Origin of the sequence: Sinorhizobium terangae (genome assembly GCF_009601505.1) — a bacterium.
In the GTDB taxonomy this organism is placed as follows: domain Bacteria; phylum Pseudomonadota; class Alphaproteobacteria; order Rhizobiales; family Rhizobiaceae; genus Sinorhizobium; species Sinorhizobium terangae.
In genome coordinates, this window is record NZ_WITC01000032.1 from 17810 (window position 1) to 36637 (window position 18828).

At 61.6% G+C, this 18828-nt stretch carries 19 protein-coding genes; 7 read left to right on the top strand and 12 right to left on the bottom strand.

Features of this window, described 5'->3' with window-relative positions:
• The first annotated feature begins 167 nt into the window (after positions 1 to 167).
• On the top strand, positions 168 to 1514 hold the full coding sequence (locus tag GHK62_RS07020; protein WP_153437598.1) for a mechanosensitive ion channel family protein: 1347 nt from the start codon (positions 168 to 170) through the stop codon (positions 1512 to 1514).
• Positions 1515 to 1519: 5 nt separating this feature from the next.
• Here GHK62_RS07020 and GHK62_RS07025 read toward each other — a convergent pair whose 3' ends face one another.
• Both GHK62_RS07025 and GHK62_RS07030 read right to left on the bottom strand, forming a co-directional pair.
• Positions 1520 to 2884, bottom strand: coding sequence for a sigma-54-dependent transcriptional regulator (locus tag GHK62_RS07025; RefSeq protein WP_153437599.1), 1365 nt, complete (start codon positions 2882 to 2884; stop codon positions 1520 to 1522).
• Positions 2881 to 4707, bottom strand: a complete 1827-nt coding sequence (locus GHK62_RS07030; RefSeq protein ID WP_184108909.1) for a sensor histidine kinase — start codon at positions 4705 to 4707, stop codon at positions 2881 to 2883. The genes GHK62_RS07025 and GHK62_RS07030 overlap by 4 nt, the downstream gene beginning before the upstream one ends.
• 238 nt (positions 4708 to 4945) lie before the next feature.
• Between GHK62_RS07030 and GHK62_RS07035 the strand changes: the two genes are divergently transcribed.
• The 4 genes from GHK62_RS07035 to GHK62_RS07050 all read left to right on the top strand — a co-directional run bounded on the left by GHK62_RS07035 (position 4946) and on the right by GHK62_RS07050 (position 7273).
• Positions 4946 to 5878, top strand: coding sequence for a VOC family protein (locus GHK62_RS07035; protein WP_153437601.1), 933 nt, complete (start codon positions 4946 to 4948; stop codon positions 5876 to 5878).
• A gap of 105 nt (positions 5879 to 5983) precedes the next feature.
• Positions 5984 to 6586, top strand: a complete 603-nt coding sequence (locus GHK62_RS07040) for an alpha/beta hydrolase (RefSeq protein WP_153437602.1) — start codon at positions 5984 to 5986, stop codon at positions 6584 to 6586.
• Between the two features lie 58 nt (positions 6587 to 6644).
• Complete coding sequence (locus GHK62_RS07045) at positions 6645 to 6890, top strand: type II toxin-antitoxin system Phd/YefM family antitoxin (protein ID WP_184108907.1); 246 nt, start codon at positions 6645 to 6647, stop codon at positions 6888 to 6890.
• Positions 6887 to 7273, top strand: coding sequence for a type II toxin-antitoxin system VapC family toxin (locus tag GHK62_RS07050; protein ID WP_153437604.1), 387 nt, complete (start codon positions 6887 to 6889; stop codon positions 7271 to 7273). Before GHK62_RS07045 ends, GHK62_RS07050 begins: the two co-directional genes overlap by 4 nt.
• A gap of 4 nt (positions 7274 to 7277) precedes the next feature.
• On the opposite strand, the gene GHK62_RS07055 is transcribed toward GHK62_RS07050, so the two are convergent.
• Genes GHK62_RS07055 through GHK62_RS07100 form a run of 10 tightly spaced genes read right to left on the bottom strand, consistent with a single transcriptional unit; the run spans position 7278 to position 16124 of the window.
• Positions 7278 to 8390, bottom strand: coding sequence for an ABC transporter permease (locus GHK62_RS07055; RefSeq protein WP_153437605.1), 1113 nt, complete (start codon positions 8388 to 8390; stop codon positions 7278 to 7280).
• Complete coding sequence (locus GHK62_RS07060; protein WP_153437606.1) at positions 8391 to 9545, bottom strand: ABC transporter permease; 1155 nt, start codon at positions 9543 to 9545, stop codon at positions 8391 to 8393. It lies immediately after the preceding gene.
• Positions 9542 to 11302 (bottom strand): ATP-binding cassette domain-containing protein, encoded by a 1761-nt coding sequence (locus GHK62_RS07065; RefSeq protein ID WP_153437607.1) that lies wholly within the window; start codon positions 11300 to 11302, stop codon positions 9542 to 9544. The genes GHK62_RS07060 and GHK62_RS07065 overlap by 4 nt, the downstream gene beginning before the upstream one ends.
• Positions 11299 to 12306 carry a secretion protein HlyD gene (gene hlyD / locus GHK62_RS07070; RefSeq protein ID WP_153437608.1) on the bottom strand — a complete coding sequence of 336 codons (1008 nt, stop codon included), beginning with the start codon at positions 12304 to 12306 and terminating at the stop codon, positions 11299 to 11301. Before hlyD ends, GHK62_RS07065 begins: the two co-directional genes overlap by 4 nt.
• A complete protein-coding gene (locus GHK62_RS07075; RefSeq protein WP_153437609.1) occupies positions 12303 to 13007 on the bottom strand; it encodes a CerR family C-terminal domain-containing protein in 705 nt (234 codons plus the stop codon). The genes hlyD and GHK62_RS07075 overlap by 4 nt, the downstream gene beginning before the upstream one ends.
• 25 nt (positions 13008 to 13032) lie before the next feature.
• Entirely contained in the window at positions 13033 to 13206 is a 174-nt protein-coding gene (locus GHK62_RS34985; protein ID WP_337731618.1) for a CBS domain-containing protein, read from the bottom strand.
• Between the two features lie 48 nt (positions 13207 to 13254).
• Positions 13255 to 14607 carry a sensor histidine kinase gene (locus GHK62_RS07085; RefSeq protein WP_153437610.1) on the bottom strand — a complete coding sequence of 451 codons (1353 nt, stop codon included), beginning with the start codon at positions 14605 to 14607 and terminating at the stop codon, positions 13255 to 13257.
• Positions 14604 to 15278, bottom strand: a complete 675-nt coding sequence (locus GHK62_RS07090) for a response regulator transcription factor (RefSeq protein ID WP_153437611.1) — start codon at positions 15276 to 15278, stop codon at positions 14604 to 14606. Before GHK62_RS07090 ends, GHK62_RS07085 begins: the two co-directional genes overlap by 4 nt.
• A 13-nt stretch (positions 15279 to 15291) precedes the next feature.
• A complete protein-coding gene (locus GHK62_RS07095) occupies positions 15292 to 15846 on the bottom strand; it encodes a cytochrome b/b6 domain-containing protein (RefSeq protein ID WP_153437612.1) in 555 nt (184 codons plus the stop codon).
• Positions 15843 to 16124 carry a PepSY domain-containing protein gene (locus GHK62_RS07100; protein ID WP_153437613.1) on the bottom strand — a complete coding sequence of 94 codons (282 nt, stop codon included), beginning with the start codon at positions 16122 to 16124 and terminating at the stop codon, positions 15843 to 15845. The genes GHK62_RS07095 and GHK62_RS07100 overlap by 4 nt, the downstream gene beginning before the upstream one ends.
• 253 nt (positions 16125 to 16377) lie before the next feature.
• Between GHK62_RS07100 and GHK62_RS07105 the strand changes: the two genes are divergently transcribed.
• Together GHK62_RS07105 and GHK62_RS07110 are read left to right on the top strand one after the other, a co-directional pair.
• Positions 16378 to 18084 (top strand): phosphoethanolamine transferase, encoded by a 1707-nt coding sequence (locus tag GHK62_RS07105; RefSeq protein WP_153437738.1) that lies wholly within the window; start codon positions 16378 to 16380, stop codon positions 18082 to 18084.
• Positions 18085 to 18292: 208 nt separating this feature from the next.
• Positions 18293 to 18673 carry a hypothetical protein gene (locus GHK62_RS07110; RefSeq protein ID WP_153437614.1) on the top strand — a complete coding sequence of 127 codons (381 nt, stop codon included), beginning with the start codon at positions 18293 to 18295 and terminating at the stop codon, positions 18671 to 18673.
• The last annotated feature ends 155 nt before the right edge of the window (positions 18674 to 18828 follow it).

The window sequence follows — 18828 nt, forward strand, 5'->3', positions numbered from 1 at the left end:
GACGCGACACCTGCGTCTCTGCCTCTGTCGCGTCGGCGCCCGCTTCGACTGGCGGGTGCCACGACAGGAACCATCCTTGCCTCATCCGAGTTTCCAATCCGAGCATCGGTTTTGAGAGAACTCGATGCCGCGGGTTGCCCCCTGCGGAAATTTCGGCGAGAAAGGTGATGGACTTCCTTGAAGCGGTCAGCGCTGCCGGATCCTGGCTGCAGACTGTCATTCTGAACCAGTGGACGGTCTATCAGTCTGTCGTGATTGTAGCCGGTTACCTGTTTTGCGGTTTCCTGGCAAAACGGATAGAGCCGGCATTGGAAAGCCGCGCGCGCACCATCAAGGGAAATCCCGATCTGCTCCGCGTCATCATCGCCTTCATGCGGCGGCTGCGGTGGCTCTTCTTGATCGTGTGGCTCTGGATCGCGGACGTGGTGCTGTCGCGATTTGGATGGCCTTCGTACCGGTGGATGGTGGCCACAGCCCTTACGCTCGTGGCGGCCTGGTTTGTGATCGCGGTGCTCACGCGCATAATCAGAAACCAAATGCTCGCGCGGGTCGTTGCGGTCGCCGGTTGGCTCTACTTTGCACTTTATGCACTTGGACTGGATGAGACGATACTGGCAGCCCTCGATGGCATTGCCGTCAACCTTGGCGCGGCCCGTCTTTCGATGTTGCTGGTCTTGAAGGCCATCGTCCTTTCTGCTGCGCTTATCTGGCTGGCCGTTCTGATCGGCAATATGTCGTCGCATTGGATACAGAAGTCCGCGGATCTCACTCCATCGCTCAAGGTCCTCATCAGCAAGCTCATCAAGATCAGCTTGATCGGGTTGGCGGGCGCCATCGCTTTATCTGCGACAGGCATTGACCTGACGGCCCTCACGGTCTTTTCGGGCGCCGTCGGCGTCGGCATCGGTTTCGGCCTGCAGAAGGTGGTCTCCAATTTCATATCCGGCATTATCATCCTTCTCGACAAGTCGATCAAACCGGGGGACACGATAACGCTTGGGGAAACCTTCGGCGCGATCCGCGACCTACGTTCCCGCTTCGTCTCCGTCATCACGAGAGATGGAAAGGAGTACCTCATCCCGAACGAAGATTTTATTTCCCAGCAGGTCGTGAACTGGTCCTTTTCCAGCGAGTATGTCCGCATCGAGGTCGATTTTGGAACCTCGTATGACAGCGATCCGCACGAGGTTGCGCGCATAGCAGTCGAGACTGCGAAAGCCATTCCGCGGGTCGCCAGTGCCTACGCCCAGCCGGTCTGCTGGATGACCGCATTTGGCTCATCGTCGCTCGACTTCAAACTGAGATTCTGGATTTCCGATCCGAGCAACGGACTGACCAACGTCCGTGGCGAGGTCCTCATGGCGTTGTGGGATGCGTTCAAGGCGGCCGGCATTTCCATCCCGTTCCCGCACCGTGAAATCATCATGAAGACACCTGTCGAGGTCGTGGATTCGCTTGAACGGGGCGAAGAAATGCGTAGCGGTCCAGCGCCCGCTTCCCGTTCCAACGCTTGAGGGCATCACGCGTTGTCGTCGCGTTGTGCCTCGGCCGCCAGAAGCCTCTTGTCGAGGCCGAATTTCTGCATCTTTTCATAGAGCGTCTTGCGCGAGATACCGAGAGATTCGTAGACGGCCTTCAGTGCCCCGCCATGGGCCGCAAGCGCGCTGGCGATCAGGCTCTTTTCGAAGGCGGCGACCTTGTCGGCGAGACGCGTGCCGTTGGACCGAACGGAAGTGGCGTCGTCCTCTTCGGCATCGAGCCCGAGCACGAACCGTTCGGCCGCATTGCGCAGCTCGCGAACGTTGCCGGGCCAGTCGCGCTCGGCGACTTCCGACGCCAGAGCAGGGGAAATTTCGACGTCGCCGCGGCCGTAGCGCGCAGCGGATTCGCGCACGAGCTGCATGAAAAGCAGCGGAATGTCGGAGCGGCGTTGGCTGAGCGGCGGCACACGCAGCGTCGCGACGTTCAAGCGATAGAGCAGATCGGCGCGGAAACGGCCAGCGGCAACCTCCCGCTCCAGGTCGACCTTGCTGGTGGCGACGAAACGCACATCGAGCGGCACGATTTCATTGGAGCCGAGCCGGGTTATCACTCGTTCCTGCAGCACGCGCAGGAACTTTGCCTGGAGGTCGATTGGCATGGAGCCGATCTCGTCGAGCAGGATCGTGCCGCCGCGTCCGTGCTCGAACTTGCCGTAGCGCGGTCGCAATGCGCCGGGAAAGGCGCCGGCCTCGTGCCCGAAAAGCTCGCTCTCGATCAGCGTCTCCGGGAGAGCGGCGCAATTGATGGCGATGAAGGGACTGTTGGCGCGGCTGCTCAAGTCATGGAGGGCGCGTGCCACGACTTCCTTGCCGACACCCGTTTCGCCGATGATCAGCGTATCGGCATCGGATGCGCCGATGGCGCGGATCTTGTAACGCAGGTCTACCATCGTCTGGCTTCGACCCGGCAGCCGTTGCTCGATGTCGTCGCGCTTTCCCGCAACCGCTCGGAGGCGGCGGTTTTCAAGCACGAGGCTGCGCCACTCGAGCGCGCGGCGAATGGTGCCGGCGAGCGTTTGCGCGGTGAAGGGTTTTTCGACGAAATCATAGGCGCCTTCGCGCATCGCCCGCACGGCAAGCTGGACGTCGCCGTGGCCGGTCACGAGGATCACCGGGACCTCGGCGTCGATTTCGCGAATACGCTGCAGAAAGGTCATGCCGTCCATGCCGGGCATGCGAATGTCGCTGATCACCACGCCGGAAAAGCTGAAGCTGATGAACTCGAGCGCGCGTTCGGCACTGGCGAATGTGTCGACGCGAAAACCTGCAAGCTCGAGCGCCTGGGCGCTCGAATGGCGAAGTTCCTCTTCGTCGTCGACGAGCAGGACGCGGCTCTCGGTCATTCGGCGGCCTCGCGCTCGGTCCGGCTGACGACCGCAAGTTCGATGCGAAACACGGCGCCTCCTTCTGGGTGGTTCGAAACGGTGAGGTTGCCGCCGAAATCCTTGACGATGTTGTAGGAGATGGAAAGCCCGAGGCCGAGCCCCTTGCCGACACCCTTGGTGCTGAAGAACGGATCGAAGATGCGTTCGGCGATGGCGGATGCCACACCGGGTCCGCGGTCGCGGATGGTAAGCACCACCTTGTCGCCTTCGCGGCACGCCTTGACCGAAATCACACGATGATCGAGGCCGTCGACCGCGTCGACTGCGTTGGAGATAATGTTGACGAGCACTTGCTGAAGCCGGACCGAACCCGCCCGGACAACAAGTGGCTCATCACCGAGATCGATGTTCACGGCGGCGTTTGCTGACTTGATCCGAGCGGCAACGATTTCCATCGTATCGCGCATGACGTCGTCGAGAGGTACTGGACCAAGCTTCTCATTGGGCTTGCGCGCGAAATTGCGCAGATGCCGGCTGATGGACGCCATACGGTCGATGAGGCCGGAAATGCGCCTGACATTGTCGCTCGCCTCGGTCGTACGCCCCCGCTCGATCAGGAGGGCAGCACTGTCGGCATAGGTCTTGGCGGCGGCAAGCGGCTGGTTGAATTCGTGCGAGAGGGCTGCCGACATCTGGCCGAGGCCGGCGAGCTTGCCCGCCTGGATGAGATCGGCCTGGGTCTGGCGCAATTGCTGCTCGGTGAGCCTCCGCTCGGCGATCTCCTCCTCGATCTGGGCATTGACGCGCGCGAGATCGGCGGTGCGCTCTTCGACCCGGCGCTCAAGCTCGCTTTGGGCTTGCGCCTGCATCAGGAGGCGCTCCCGGAGGCGCGCACGGCGCTGCCAGAGCACCGCGACCGCAAGGCCGGCAAGGCCGCAAAGCAGCATCGCGGCTGCAACGGCGGTCAGCGCCTGTGTCTTGGCCGACGCAGTGTCGATCAGGACGTTCACCGTCCAATCAGCCTCCGGCATATATTGCGAAAGAACGAGGTATTCGCGGCTCGCGTCACCGGTCGCAATCCGCATCAGTTGGTGATCGAAGAGCGTGCTGCGCGACACCGGCAGCGGGCGCAGAACCGCATTTGCATAGCGGCGTGAAGCCTCGGTTCGCGAGAGACGGTCAGGCGTCAAAGGCAGGATACTCGCATAGAGCCATTCCGGGCTGCCGCTCATGAAAATGATGCCTTCTGGATCGGAGACGAACAGCTTGTATTCGCCTCCCTGCCAGGAGGCCTCAATCGTTTCGATATCGACCTTGAAGACGATGACGCCGCGGATTTCATCGCCGACGCGGATTGGCGAGCCGAAATAATAGCCGCGCTTGAGCGACGTCGTGCCGAGCGCATAGAACCGCGACTGCATGCCCTTCAAGGCATCCTGAAAATAGGGGCGATAGCTGAAATTCTCGCCGACGAAGCTCGCGGGGCCGTCGTAATTGCTTGCTGCGATCGTGTCGCCATCCGGCGTGATCACATAGATGTCCGACGATCTGAGGAGCGCGTTGATTTCTTTCAGGTAGGTGTTGACGGACTCGCGGAGCCGCCGGTCCTGCGGCCGCGTGGCCAGTTCTTTGATGTCATCGTGATCGGCAATCAGGGCCGGAAGCGCCTGGTAGCGATTGAGGTGGCCGCTCAAGGCGGAGACGGCAAGCCTCAGTGTCGTGGTCGCCTGCGCCGAAGCCTCCTGCATATAGCGGCGCGTGGCGACAGCATTGCCCTCCCAGGCAATGGGCACGGCGATGAGCGGCAGCAGGCAGAGCGCAAGCACTAAACGATATCTCACGGAATGCCCGGCTCCTCCCATGCGTTCCTCTCGGATGACCGATTTAATCGATGGTAGGGGGCGGCTCAACCGGTGGCAAGTCACGCATGGCAGTCGATTTTTCTCAACGAGATGCCACGCATGTCAACGCCGCATTGACAATGCGTTTGTTCGCGTCAGCCTTTCGGAAAGGAAGGGAAGAGCGCATCTATACGCCATCAACGAGCCCGATTGGAGACGGGCAGAAAGGAATTTGACAATGCTCGACCAGATCAAGGGCCTGCATCACGTCACGTCGATGGCGGACGACGCCCTGACCAACAACCGGTTCTTCACCAACACGCTCGGCCTGCGCCGGGTCAAGAAGACCGTGAATTTCGATTCGCCGGACGTCTACCACCTCTATTATGGTGACGAGATCGGCACGCCCGGCACCGTGATGACCTATTTCCCGTTTCCCCAGATGCCGCGCGGCCGTGCCGGCACGGGAGAGGTCGGAACCACCGTCTTCGCCGTCCCTGTCGGTTCGCTCGGTTTCTGGTGCGAGCGCTTAAGCAAACTCGGTGTCACGGGCCTCAAGGACGAAGAAACCTTCGGCGAGAAGCGCCTGAACTTCGCCGGCCCGGACGGTGACGGCTTCGCTCTGGTCGAGGTGAAGGATGATCCGCGTGCCCCGTGGACCGAGGGCGGCATTTCCGCGGACCACGCGATCCGTGGCTTCCATTCCGTCGCCATGCGGTTGCGCGATGAAGGCGCTACTTCCGAACTGCTCAAGTTCATGGGCTACGAGGAACTCGACCGCAAGGATGGCGTCACCCGGCTGATCGTGCCCGGCGGCAATGGCGCAAGCCTCGTCGACCTCGAAACGCTGCCGAACGTCAATCGCGCGGCACAGGGCGCCGGCTCCGTGCACCACGTCGCCTTCGCGGTCGACAATCGCGAAAAGCAGTTGGAGGTCCGCAAGGCCCTGATGGACACTGGCTACCACGTCACGCCGGTCATCGATCGCGATTACTTCTGGGCGATCTATTTCCGCACGCCGGGAGGGGTGCTCTTCGAGGTCGCCACGAACGAACCCGGGTTTGATCGTGACGAAGAGATTGCCCATCTCGGCGAGGCGCTGAAACTGCCGCAGCAGCACAAGCATCTGCGCCCGATCCTGGAAAGCCACCTGCAGAAGCTGGAAGCTTAATTCCTGCAGCCGCGATTTCCTCCTCCGTCTCACGCGGGGGAGGGGCTTGATGTGACGAATAGTGGCGGCACCGCCTGCATGTGCAGGCTGCCAAGGAGAGTTCCAATGGTCGACCACGGCTATGTACATAAATTGAAAGCCGGCAAGCCCGGCAGCCCGATCCTCTTCGTTCTTCACGGGACGGGAGGTGACGAGAACCAGTTCTTCACCTTCGGCTCGCAACTTTTGCCGGAGGCAACGATCGTGTCGCCTCGCGGCGACGTTTCGGAGCATGGCGCAGCTCGCTTCTTCAGGCGCACCGGTGAGGGTGTCTACGACATGGCGGATCTCGCCCGCGCCACCACGAAGCTTGCAAACTTCGCCAGCGCGCTCGCGGGCGAGCACGAGGCCTCGGAAATCATCGGCCTCGGATATTCCAACGGCGCCAATATTATTGCGAATGTGCTGATCGAAGAGGGTGTCTTCGACAAGGCGGTGCTGATGCACCCGCTGGTCCCGTTCAAGCCGAAAGCCAATCCGAAGCTCGAGGGCCGGGGCATACTGATCACTGCCGGAGAGCGCGATCCGATTTGCCCCGCACCGCTGACGCAGTCGCTCGCCGATTATTTCAAGGCTCAAAAGTCGGTGGTTACCGTTGAGTGGCATCCCGGTGGCCACGATATCCGGCAGAACGAGATCGCCGCGGTTGAGCGGTTCCTGAACGCTTGAAAGTCTCATCGGATTGAACTAAGTCTAGTAAACTAAGTTCAATCCGATGGGGGCAGCCGTGGAGACGGTCAATATTCACGAGGCCAAGACCCATTTGTCGCGGCTGGTCGAAAAGGCGGCGAGGGGGGAGCCGTTCATCATCGCCAAGGCGGGAAAGCCCCTGGTGAAGGTGGTCGCCCTCGATCAGCCTTCCGAGACCGAAAAGCAGAGGTTCGGCTTTATGACCGGCCAGATCGTTGTGCCGGACGATTTCGATCGTATGGGCAGCGATGAGATTGAAAATCTCTTCGGCACCGGCGCATGAATATTCTGCTCGACACGCACATACTTCTGTGGGTAGCCGGTGCTCCCGACCGGTTACCGCAGGAAGCCCGGGCGCTCGTCGAAAGCCGAGAGAACGCCCTCTTTTTCAGTGCGGCGAGCTTTTGGGAAATCGCCATCAAGCGTGGCCTCGGGCGCGCCGATTTCGAGGCCGACCCTCGGTTGCTGCGCCGCGGCTTGTTGGACAACGGCTATGAGGAACTGCCCATCAGCAGTGCCCACACGGTAGAAATCGACCAACTCCCTGCAATCCACAAAGACCCTTTCGATCGTCTTCTGATCGCCCAGTCGATAGTCGAAGGTGTGACATTGCTCACCGCGGACGAGATCGTAGGCAAGTATCCCGGACCAATCCGGCTTGTCTGACTTGCTATTCCAGTTTGCTGCGGAAGAGCCAGGCGGCGGCGGTAAGTGTCACGATGGCGATCAGGCAGAGCGGCAGCGTCTGGTGGACGACCTCGGCGAAGGGGATATCTTTCAGGAACACGCCTTTCACGATCACCAGGAAATAGCGCAGCGGGTTGATGAGCGTGACCGGCTGCAGCCAGGACGGCATGTTCTCGATCGGTGTCGCGAACCCTGACAGGAGCATCGCGGGAACCATGAACAGGAAGGCGCCCAAAATCGCCTGTTGCTGCGTCATCGACAGTGCCGAGATGAAAAGGCCGAGCCCGACGACGGAAGCGAGATAGAAGACAGCACTGCCGTAAAGCAGGAGAAGCGAGCCGCGCAACGGCACGCCGAAGATGAACACGGCCGCGAGAATATAGATCGTGATGTGGAAGAGCCCGATCATCATTGGCGGTATCAGCTTGCCGATGAGGATTTCATGGGTGCGCAGCGGCGAGACGATGAGCTGATCGAACGTCCCGAGCTCGCGCTCGCGGGCTACCGATAGGGCGGTGACGACCAGCCCGATCAACAGCGCGATGCTCGCCACCAGGTTCGGCACCATGAACCATTGGTAGGTGAGGTTGGGATTGAACCAGTTGCGTGCCTCGACCCGGATCGCATCGGATGCCGCGCGTTTTCCCGCGGGGGTTTCCGAAGCGAGCGTGCCGACGATCTGGCTCAGGTAACCGGAAACGATCTGCGAGGCGTTGGAACGCCGCCCGTCCAGGATCACCTGCACTTCGGCCGGCCGTCCCGCTTCGATGTCGCGGGAGAAGGTCGGGCCGATTTCCAATGCGGCAAGAACACGCTGCGTATCCAGGGCGAGCCGGATTTCTGCCGGGCTGTTTGCCCCCGTGATCGTTCGAAAGGTCGGCGACCCGCCGATCCGCTGGACCAGTTCCTGGCTCCATTGGCCCGTATCGCGATCGAGCACCATCAAATCGACGTTCTTCACCTCCAACGTCGCCGCATAGGAAAAGACGAGCAGCTGGATGATCGGCGGACCGATCAGGATGGCGCGGCCCTTCGGATCGCGCAGCACCGCCAGAAGCTCCTTGATGATCAGTGCCTTCAGCCGTGTCCACCACATTTAGCCGATCCTCTTTCTGGTGCTGCGTGCGGCAAGCGCGAAGAAGACGCTGCCGATCAAAAGCATGACTGCGATCGCGCGTGCAAACATCGGCCAGATATCCCCGGCCAGAAACACGGACTGCAGGCTGGGGATCAGATAGCGCGCCGGCACGATGAAGGTGATCCATTGGATGACTGTCGGCATGGAATTGATCTCGAAGAGGAAACCGGAAAGCAGGAAGGCCGGCAGGAACGCTGTTATCAACGCAAGCTGCGAGGCGAGGAACTGGTTTTTGGTGGCAGCCGAGATCAGCAACCCTTGGCCGAGCGCCGGCATGAGGAACGTGGCGGAGAGGGCGTAGAGCGCCGCCACCGAGCCGCGGAAAGGCACGCCGAACAGGAAGACGGCGAGCAGCACGCAGAGCGTCATCGAGGTGAGCCCGAGAATGAAATAGGGCAGGAGCTTGCCGGCGAGGAGCTCTGCGGCGGAGACCGGTGTTGCCATCATCGCCTCCATCGTCCCGCGCTCCCATTCCCGCGCCACGACCAGCGACGTCAGCAGCGTGCCGACGAGGGTCATGACGATGGCGATCGATCCGGGAACAAGAAAATTGCGACTCGTCAACTCAGGGTTGAACCAGAAGCGTTGCTCGGCAGCAATCGCCGGCGAGCGGCCCATGCCCTCGCTGAAACGCTGGCGCTCCCAGTTGGCGACGGTGCCCTGCGCGTAGTTCTGGACGAAATTTGCCGTGTTCGGATCGGAGCCATCGACGACGACCTGGATCGCCGGATGGCGTCCCGCGGCGTGGTCGGCCGCAAAGCCGGCCGGAATCACCAGGATGCCGCGCACGCGGCCGAGTACGAGATCATCCTCGAATTCGCGGCGATCGTGGCCGTTGACGACGGCGAAATAACGCGACCCTTGAAAGCTTGCGGCGAGGTCGCGCGTCAATGGGGTTGCTTCCTCGACGACCAGTGCGACGCGCGTCCGCGTCGTATCGAGCGAAACGCCGTAGCCGAAGAGGAAGAGCAGGATCAGCGGCAGCACGAAGGCGATCAGAATGCTGCTCGGGTCGCGCACGATCTGATAGCTTTCCTTGCGGACGAGGGCGGCGAAGCGCCTTGCTCTGCCGCCACGCTCCTCAATGCTGTCACTCTTCCGGCTGACGTTCATGCCGCTTCCTCCGCCTCCGAGCCTTGGACGAGCGAGATGAAGGCATCTTCCATCGTCGGGTCCGGGAGGTCCTTGTTGGCGACGCGCGCTTTCATCTCGTCCGGGGAGCCGAGCGCGATCGACCGGCCGCGATAAATCAACGAGATACGATCGCAATATTCCGCCTCGTCCATGAAATGGGTGGTGACGAGAACGGTCACGCCCTTTTCCACGAGGCCGTTGATGTGGGTCCAGAACTCGCGCCGGGTGATCGGATCGACGCCCGAAGTCGGCTCGTCGAGAAAGAGCACTTCCGGCTCGTGCAGCACGGCGCATGCAAGGGCCAGGCGCTGCTTGAGGCCGAGCGGCAGGTCCTTGGCGGACATATCGTGGATCGGCCGAAAATCGAAGATCTCAGTCATCAGTTCGATGCGCTCGCGCCGCTTCGCGCCGGAAAGCCCGTAGACGCCTGCAAAGAAATTGAGGTTCTGGATGACGCTGAGATCGCCGTAGAGAGAGAATTTCTGCGCCATGTAACCGAGCCGGTTGCGTGCTTCGGCGGCATCGCGCCTGAGATCGAAGCCTGCGACCCGGCCTGCGCCGGCGGTCGGCTTCAGCAGCCCGCACAGCATCTTGAACGTGGTCGACTTGCCGGCGCCGTTCGGACCGAGCAAGCCGAAAATCTCGCCGCGGGGGATATCGAAGGTGATGTTGTCGGCGGCGGTGAAGTCGCCGAAGCGTTTTGTCAGTCCTCGCGCTTCGATCACCGCTTTGCCCTCTTCCGCGGCAAAGGTCCTCTGCGTTTCCGCAAGCCGCGAGCGGCCGCCGGGGCCGCCGCCAAGCATGTCGACAAAGGCATCCTCGAAGCGCGGCGGCCTCATATCGGTTCGCCAGGTCGTCGCGGCGCCGTTGCCGGCGACTGACGGAGGCTCGAGTCCCGCCTTCATCACCAGGCGGATCGCTTCTCCCTGAATGACACCATCGACCACGCCTTCATCGTCGAGAAGGCGCGCAAGCTTCTCGCGGCGACGACCTTCGATGCCGCTCACCCGAAACACACGTTCCGCCACGCGGCTCGTCATGTCCTGCGGCCGGCCGGCGAAAAGCAGTTTGCCCTGGTTGAGCAGGAAGACATGGTCGCAGGCCTCCGCCTCTTCGAGGTAGGCCGTCGACCAGACGACACCGACGCCTTCGGATGTCAGGTTTTCGACCATTTTCCAGAGATCGCGCCGCGAAATGGGGTCGACGCCGACGCCCGGCTCATCGAGCAGCAGCAGGCGCGGCTTGCGCAGGAGCGCGCAAGCAAGGCCGAGTTTCTGCTTCATACCGCCGGAAAGCTTTCCGGCAAGGCGCGTCGTGAAGCGCTGGAGATCGGTAAATTCGAGCAAATCGCCGAACGTCGCGGCGCGCTCGTCCTTGGGCAGGCCACGGAGGTCCGCATAGAGATCGAGATTTTCCTGAACCGAGAGGTCTTCGTAGAGGCCGAAGCGTTGCGGCATGTAGCCGATTGCCGCCTGGATGCCCGCCGGATCCGTGCGCGTGTCGTAGCCAAGCACCTGGACAGTGCCCGCGTCCGGCAGCATGAGCCCGGTCATCAGGCGGATCAGTGTCGTCTTGCCGGCGCCATCGGGGCCGACGAGGCCGGTGATCCGCCCGCCAGCAATCGTACCGTCGATGGCGTCGAGCGCAGGCGCCGGGGCACCGAACCGTTTGGTGACACCTGTCAACCGGACGAAGGCGCCGGAGATGGCAGCACCATCAGGGGCAGCGTCCGTCATGACATGGCCTCCCCCTCCGGCGGCAGATGAATGGTGACCGGCATGCCTTGGCGCAGGTCCGCACCGGGATTGGTCACCACGATCCTGAGCCGGTAGACGAGATCAGTCCTCAGTTCAGGTGTCTCCACCGATTTCGGCGTAAACTCGGCAACGGGCGAGATGAAGCCGACGGTCGCCTCATATGCCCTGTTGGGGGCGGTGTCCGAGGTCACCTTGACCTTCATACCCGGGTGAACGCGGCCAAGATCCGGTTCTGCAACATAGGCGCGGACCCAGACCGGTTCGGTCAGCGAGAGCACATAGACATTGTCGGCCGGGGAAACGATGGCGCCGGTCTCGCGGACGCGCGAGAGGACGACGCCGGCGCTTGGTGCGACAAGCTCGGTGTCCTTGAGCGAAGTCCGGGCACTGGCGAGCTTCGCCGTTGCGGCATTCACCTGCGCTTGGGCCGTGGCTATGTCCTCCACGCGGCTACCCTCTTCAAGCAGCGCTAAGGCCTCGCGCGCCGAGGCTGCGCGGGCTACCGCTGCGGCGCGGGAAGCGCTCGCCTGATCGAGTTCCGCCTGGGAAATCGTGCCGTTCGGCCTGAGTTGCCGCGCGCGCTCATAGGCGAGATTGGCGTTTTCCAGCTCGGCGAGGCGTTCTTCGTGGACGGCGCGTGCCTGTGCGATTTCCGTAGCCCGGGCGCCCGCCCTGAGCTTGGTAAGCGTGGCGCTCAAGGCTTCAACGTCGGCCTTGGCTGCATCGACCGCCTGCTCGAACGGTTCGGCGTCAAGTCTGGCGATCACATCGCCGGCCTTTACGGCATCGCCCTCGTCGACACGCAGCTCCGCGATGCGGCCGCTGACGCGGAAGCCAAGCGACACCTGTCGGATATCGACATTGCCGTAAAGAACCGCCTGGCGATTGTCCTCGGCCCAGCCGATCCGCGCCGGCAGGTCGAACCACCAGCCCCCGGCCGCCAGGACGGCGAGAAGGAGAGCGGGAACAGCTATTTTCTTCATGACGTGTAGTTCCTTTCAGCGCCGAGCACGGCGACGAGTTCGGCCGCGTGCTGGCGCAGGATTTCGAGTTCATGCGGCCCGGCGGTTTCCCATTCGAGCTGGGCATAGACGGCGGCATGGGCCATCCGAAAGACGAGGACGCTTCCGACGAAGGACAGCGTCCTCAGGCGAATGCGTTCGGAGGCTGGATCGTCGCTGAGGATGGTGCCTATCAGCCGCCGCGCCATCTCGATCATCGGCCGCATGATGTTGCCGTAGATGCGGTTGAATGCCTCGGTCGGCTCCATCTGCTCGCGGATGATGAACCGCGCCCAGCTTTCCGATCGCTCGCTGACGAAGAGCACGATCATTCTCTGAACCATCTGGGTCAGAAGCGCGCGTGCTTCCGCAGGGGCCATTTCCGTTCCGCCAGCATCGAGTTCCGCGAAGCGCGTAAGAATGACGCTCCGCAAATCCGCGACATGTCCGCCTATGATCGAGGCGAGGTGCTCTGCGGCGGCGATGTAGAGGCCTTCCTTGCCGCCAAAATAATAGGGGATGGCCTGCAGGTTGACGCCCGCCTTGTCGGCGAGCATGCGGGTCGTTGCGCCATCGAAGCCATAGCGCCCGAAGACGTCGATGGAGGCGCTGAGGAGCTTCTCCCGCGTTACGTCGCCGCGGTCAGCACGAGGTTGTAAAGTCGGGTCATTGTTTTTCATCATAAGCTTAATTACCTCATTCAACTGATTAAGTCAATCGAATGAATTCGGTTTGAACAAAAGCGGGTCGGAGGCTCAGGCAGCGTTCCGCGACTCCCCGGCGCTGTCGAACCGCCGCTGGAACAAGGCTCCGGATAAGGTCGGAGTGCGTCACGATGCCGATCACGCGGCTGTCGGCGTCGACCACCGGCATGCGATGCATCGTGCCCACGAAAGATCCGAGGGCAACGCCATTTCGCGGAAAAGGACCTTAAGCTGCGGTGGCGAAATCGATCGTGACCTTCGTCCCTTGATCGGGCGCTGTGTCGATCGCAATCCTTGCCTTGTGCAACTCGCTGATCCGGTGAACGATCTTCAATCCGAGGCCGATCTGGCCCGAACGCTTGACGTAGCCGAGATCCTCGCGATGCTCTGGCAAATCGACCAGCCCGTTGCCATTGTCCTCGACCGAGACCTGAGGGCCGGGGCCGCAGGTCACCACGATGCGTGTGCCCGGCGGATTATGCTTTACCGCATTCTCGATCAGGTTGCGCAGCATGTTTTCAACGAGCGCGGGAATAACGGTGACCGGCGTCGTGCCGTGGTCGACGAATTCGATCGACTTGTCCTGATCGAACACGAGTGGCGCCGTCATCTCCGTGACCTCGGCTCCGATAAGGGAGAGATTTGCACGCTGATAGGCGGAGGGGTCGACGGCATCGGCACGTGCGAGCGACGTCAGTTGCTCGAGGATATGCGTCAGCGCATCGAGATCGCGCTCGGCATTGCGCGCACGCGGGTCGGCGATGCGGCTAAGTTCCATCTTGGCGATCGAGACGGGCGTACGTATCTCGTGGGCGATCGAGGACGAAAATATCTTTTGCGACTGGATCAGATCGGCGACACGGACCAGCAGCCGGTTGACGGCGCTGACAAGGCGCTCGATTTCCTGCGGCATGCGGGTCGCCGGCAGACGCGCGCCGCTGTCGCGCGGGTCGATCGCGTCAGCCGCCTTGACAGCCACCGCCACCGGGCGCAGCGCGCTGCGGATCGACCAGATGGTTGCGCCGATGACGAGACAGAACATCAGAGTCATCGGCACGATCATCGAATCGAACATTTCATGAAGCAGGGCGCTGAACATGAAGCCGTTCGGGTCCTTGAGAATCGCAAGCTCGACAAGAACCGGCACGCCGTCGCGTTCGAAGGACTGGCCCCCGGCGATACTGAAGGGCTTGCCCGGCGCGATCAGCCGCTTCCAGAAATTCGGTGCGTTGACGCTGAGCGGCAGGAAATGCGCCGCGCACTCCGTCGTGCAATTGGAAAAGAGCACCGAGCCGGAGGCTGTGCGCACCCGGACATAGATCGCACCATCGCGGCCGCGGCGTTCCAGATAGCGCTCGCGCAGTTCATGATCCGGCTTGTAGGTCAGCACGCCGTCCCGGTTCACGATCCCTCTTGATAGGGTCTCGGTCTCCTGCTGCAGCATGAGCACGCTGAGCTTGTCATCGTCGAACCAATAGTCGGCGAAGACCACGCCGATCTGCAGCGCCATCGCGAGCAGGGAGAAAGCGATGATGCGGCGCGCGACGATACCGATCAGAGACGGATTTCTTCTTTTCATGCGCCGGTCCTGAGCAGGTAGCCAATTCCACGCACGGTCTCGATCTGCACTCCGGTTTCGAGGGGCTGCAGTCGTTTGCGCACCCTGGAAACGGCAAGTTCCAGTGCATTGGAACTGATTTCCTGCCCGTATTCCGAAAGCGCCGTCTCGAGCCTGCGCTTCGGAACGACGCGCCCGACCTCGCGCATCAGGATCTCCATCAGGGAGCGCTCGCGAGGAGGCAGCGGCACGACGGCGCCGTCGCAGGTAAGGTCGGCCGTGGCCGGATCGTAACGCAACGCACCGGCCTCCAGGACCGGCTGTATCGCATGCGGATTGCGCCTCAGCATGGCCCGGCAGCGCGACAGCAATTCACGGTGATGGAAGGGTTTGACGAGATAGTCGTCGGCGCCGGCATCGAGCCCCATGATGCGTTCATCGACCGATCCCCGGGCGGTTATGATCAAGACCGGAAGTCCGGGATGCTCACGCCGGATCCACTTCAAGAGATCGAGACCGTCACCGTCAGGCAGCCCAAGGTCGAGAAGCACGAGATCGTGTTCCTGCGCGGCGATCGCCGCCTCGGCATCGTGAAGTGTCGATACCGCATCAAGTCGCCAGCCGGCGTCACGCATTGTCTCTCCCACGAGCTCGATGAGGCGGGGACTGTCTTCCACGAGCAGGAGGCGCATATGGTTTCCTGGATCAAGCCTTCTTACGACCGGTGACCATCGACCATATGAGGTTTTCCTTGAGGTGCCAACTTTCGAAAATGGCCGCGGCGGCATGCACACCGGCAAGCACCATGATGGAATTCGCGACGAATTCATGTGCCTCTTCGAGCGTCTCGTTGCCCCAGAATGCGTCGAGCGTCGTCAGCCATCCGGACACAATGACGACCGCCAGCAATGCCATCAGCAACACCATCATCCAGCCGGCGGCAGGGTTGTGGCCAATGTGTCTTTCGGCTGTGCCAGTGGCAGCGGCGCGCGCATAGCGGAGAACCACTGGAGGTGCGCGAACAAAGTCAGCGAAGCGCGCATATCTGGTGCCGATGAAACCCCAGACGAAACGGACGGCGAGCAATAACAGTGCGGCATAGCCGACGTAACGGTGCGCCGCTTTTCCGGGCGCCAGCAGGAAGAGATCGAGGGCGCAGCACAGAACGACGCCCCAGTGAAAAAGCCGGGCGATCGGGTCCCAGACGAGAACTTCGCGGACGCCGGAGGCCGCCTCCCGACTTTCGGCCGGCGACGTCAATCCTCCACCTCCGCTTTGACGATCTCGGCAGTCACGGGATTCATGTAAACCTCGGCGCGCTCGTGCTTTGCCGTGAAGGCATATATCTCGTAGCAGGAACCGGTCGCCTTGATGTTGCGCACATCCGAGTAGCCTGCTTCCTCAACCTTTGAGGCGGCGACCTCAAGCTTCATCCACGCGGACTGCGGTTTTGTCGTGCAGGACACGCTGTCGTCGTCTGCAAGCGCGAAGGCGGGCAGGGCGGCGACCGCGAGGGCACAGAAAAGAATCGTTCTCATAACAGCTCCATCAGAAACCAGCTCAAGCAGTGGCAGTGCCGACCGTGCCCTTGGCTTGCTGTCTGGCAACTGTCCGCATCTCGAAATGCGGACGCCGCCCTCCTCGACCCTCGCTCCGCAAACTCCCGACAGGACTTCGACAGCTTATCCGCAGTACTGCCGACGGACTTTAGACGTGGCGGCGATTCGGCTGCACGCCGCCAAAAGGACAGCCGGTACGCGCTTCGGCACCGGCCTGTTCGTCGTTTTGGAGATGAGTGTTTTGACCTTTTCAAGAATTCGCCGGCCTGAGATCGGCAGCGTAGCCTTGTGCGCCATCGCCGCCGCTTATTTGCTTCTGGCGACCAACAATACCTTCTGGACCCATGCGGACCGCTATTTCGGGACTTCGAAAACGAGCCTGCTATTTTTCGGCGCGGCGCTCTACCTTGCGCTGTTTTCGATACTGATCCCGATGTCGGTCAAATACCTGATGAAGCCGGCATTGATATTCTTCATCCTGGTATCGGCCTCCGCCTCTTATTTCGCCGACGCATTCGGCGTCATCGTCGACAGGGACATGATCGGCAGCGCCGTGGTTACGACGCCAGCCGAGTCCAGCCATCTCCTGACAGGCAGCCTTGCGCAGCACCTGGTGGTCTATGGTCTCGTTCCCGCGCTCATCGTGGCGTGGGTCAAGGTCCGCCATCGTCGCTTTCTGCAAAAGTTTGTCGTCAATTTTCTCTTTGTGACCGCCGCGCTCTTCGCCGCCGGCGGCCTGGTCTACTCCAACTTCGCAACCTACGCCTATGTGTTGCGGGAGCACACGGACCTGATGAAAAGGTTCAACCCCACCGGGCCGATTATCGCCGCGGCACGCTACGGCCTGTCGACCTATCGTGAGCGCAATCTCGTCGTCCAACCGCTCGGCACCGACGCACACCAGGGCGGCCGTATTGCACAATCCGGAAAACCCGTGGTCGTCATCGTGGTTGCCGGGGAGACGGCCCGGGCGATGAACTTTTCGCTGAACGGTTACGGTCGCGAGACCAATCCGGAACTGAAGGCGCTTGGCGCCGTCAACTACTCCAAGACGACGAGCTGCGGCACGGCGACGGCAGTGTCGCTGCCCTGCATGTTCTCGGTCTACCCGCGTGCCGACTACAGCGACTGGAAGGCGCGCTCGACCGAAAACCTTGTCAACGTCCTCACCCACGCGGGTGTATCGGTCACCTGGTGGGACAACAACACCGGCAGCAAGGGCATCGCCGACCTCATCAGCTTCGCCAACATGACGAAGCAGAAGAACAGCCCATTGTGCCACAAGGGCGAATGCCTCGATGAAATCTTCCTCGGTGAACTGGATCGCAAGCTCAGCGCCACCACTCGAAACAGCGTCATCGTCCTCCACCAGCTCGGCAGCCACGGACCGTCCTATTATCTGCGCTATCCCGAGGCGTACCGCCGGTTCACCCCCGATTGCCGCACGCCTGAACTGATGCGCTGCACAACCGCCGAGATCGTCAACGCCTATGACAACACGATCCTCTACACCGACCACGTCCTGGCAAGCGTCGCGAAGCTTCTGGAGAAGCATCAGGATCGCCTTGCCGGCGCGATGATCTACATGTCGGATCACGGCGAGTCGCTCGGAGAGAACGGCATCTACCTGCACGGCGCACCCTATGCCATCGCGCCGGAGGAGCAGACCCGGATACCCTTCATCGCATGGTTCTCCAAATCGTATCAAGCGGTGATGGGGGTCGATACCGGCTGCCTGGCGAAGGAGAGCGATCAACCGAGATCACACGACAATCTGTTCCATACGGTGCTTGGAATGATGGACGTTGAGACCAAGGTCTACAACCGCGCCCTCGACGCGTTCGCCTCGTGCACGCGACCCGATGCCGGTAAAGCGGCGCCCGGATACCACGCCGTGGACAGCCAATCGATTGTTAACCCGGTCTCGGGCCTCCTCTGACACACGACAGCGCCACGCGTCTTGTCAGACGCGCAAAGGACGCTGTCGCAGGGTGACATCGGTCGCCGGCAAAGCTGTCGGCTGGCCTGCAAATCTGATAGACTCCGCGAAACAAGACGCCACCCGAGCGTTTCTTGTAAGTGGCCGCTGGGCGCCTGATCGACTTCATCGCGACCTTCGTGGCACATGCGCGGAAGGAGTTTGATCGATGCAGTTCGTCGGAATTCAGGTCTATGCGGAGCGCGGCGGCAAGACGGGTTTCACTGTTGAATTCATAGGCGCGACCGGAGAGATCGTTTCGGTTTCCTGCCCGCAGAATGCCGAAGGTACGCTCAACCGACTTAACGTCGTCGCGCGGGCAAAACAGGTTCTTGCCGCAGCCATGGAGGCAGACGAAGCGCTTCCCGGCATCACCGGGACGAGGCGATCTCCATCGGTCCCGGAAGGTGCGCTTGCCAACGCCCGCCAGACTCATGATCAGCACGCGATGGAAGAGCAACTGGAAGAAGGGCTGGAAGACACGTTTCCCGCAAGCGATCCTGTGTCCATCGTCAGTTCCGCGATCCCGAAGGGCTCCGCGCACAGTTGAAGGGTTCACGCGACTTGAGAAGGCTGCCGTAACATTTTGAGTTACCGCGCTTTTTTTCAGAATTTGGATTCTCCTGGGCAAGAATTTGCGCTAGAGCTTGTGCCCGACTTCCGGCGCTACCGCATCCGGAAGCGCCCACCACTACAGTGCCGCGC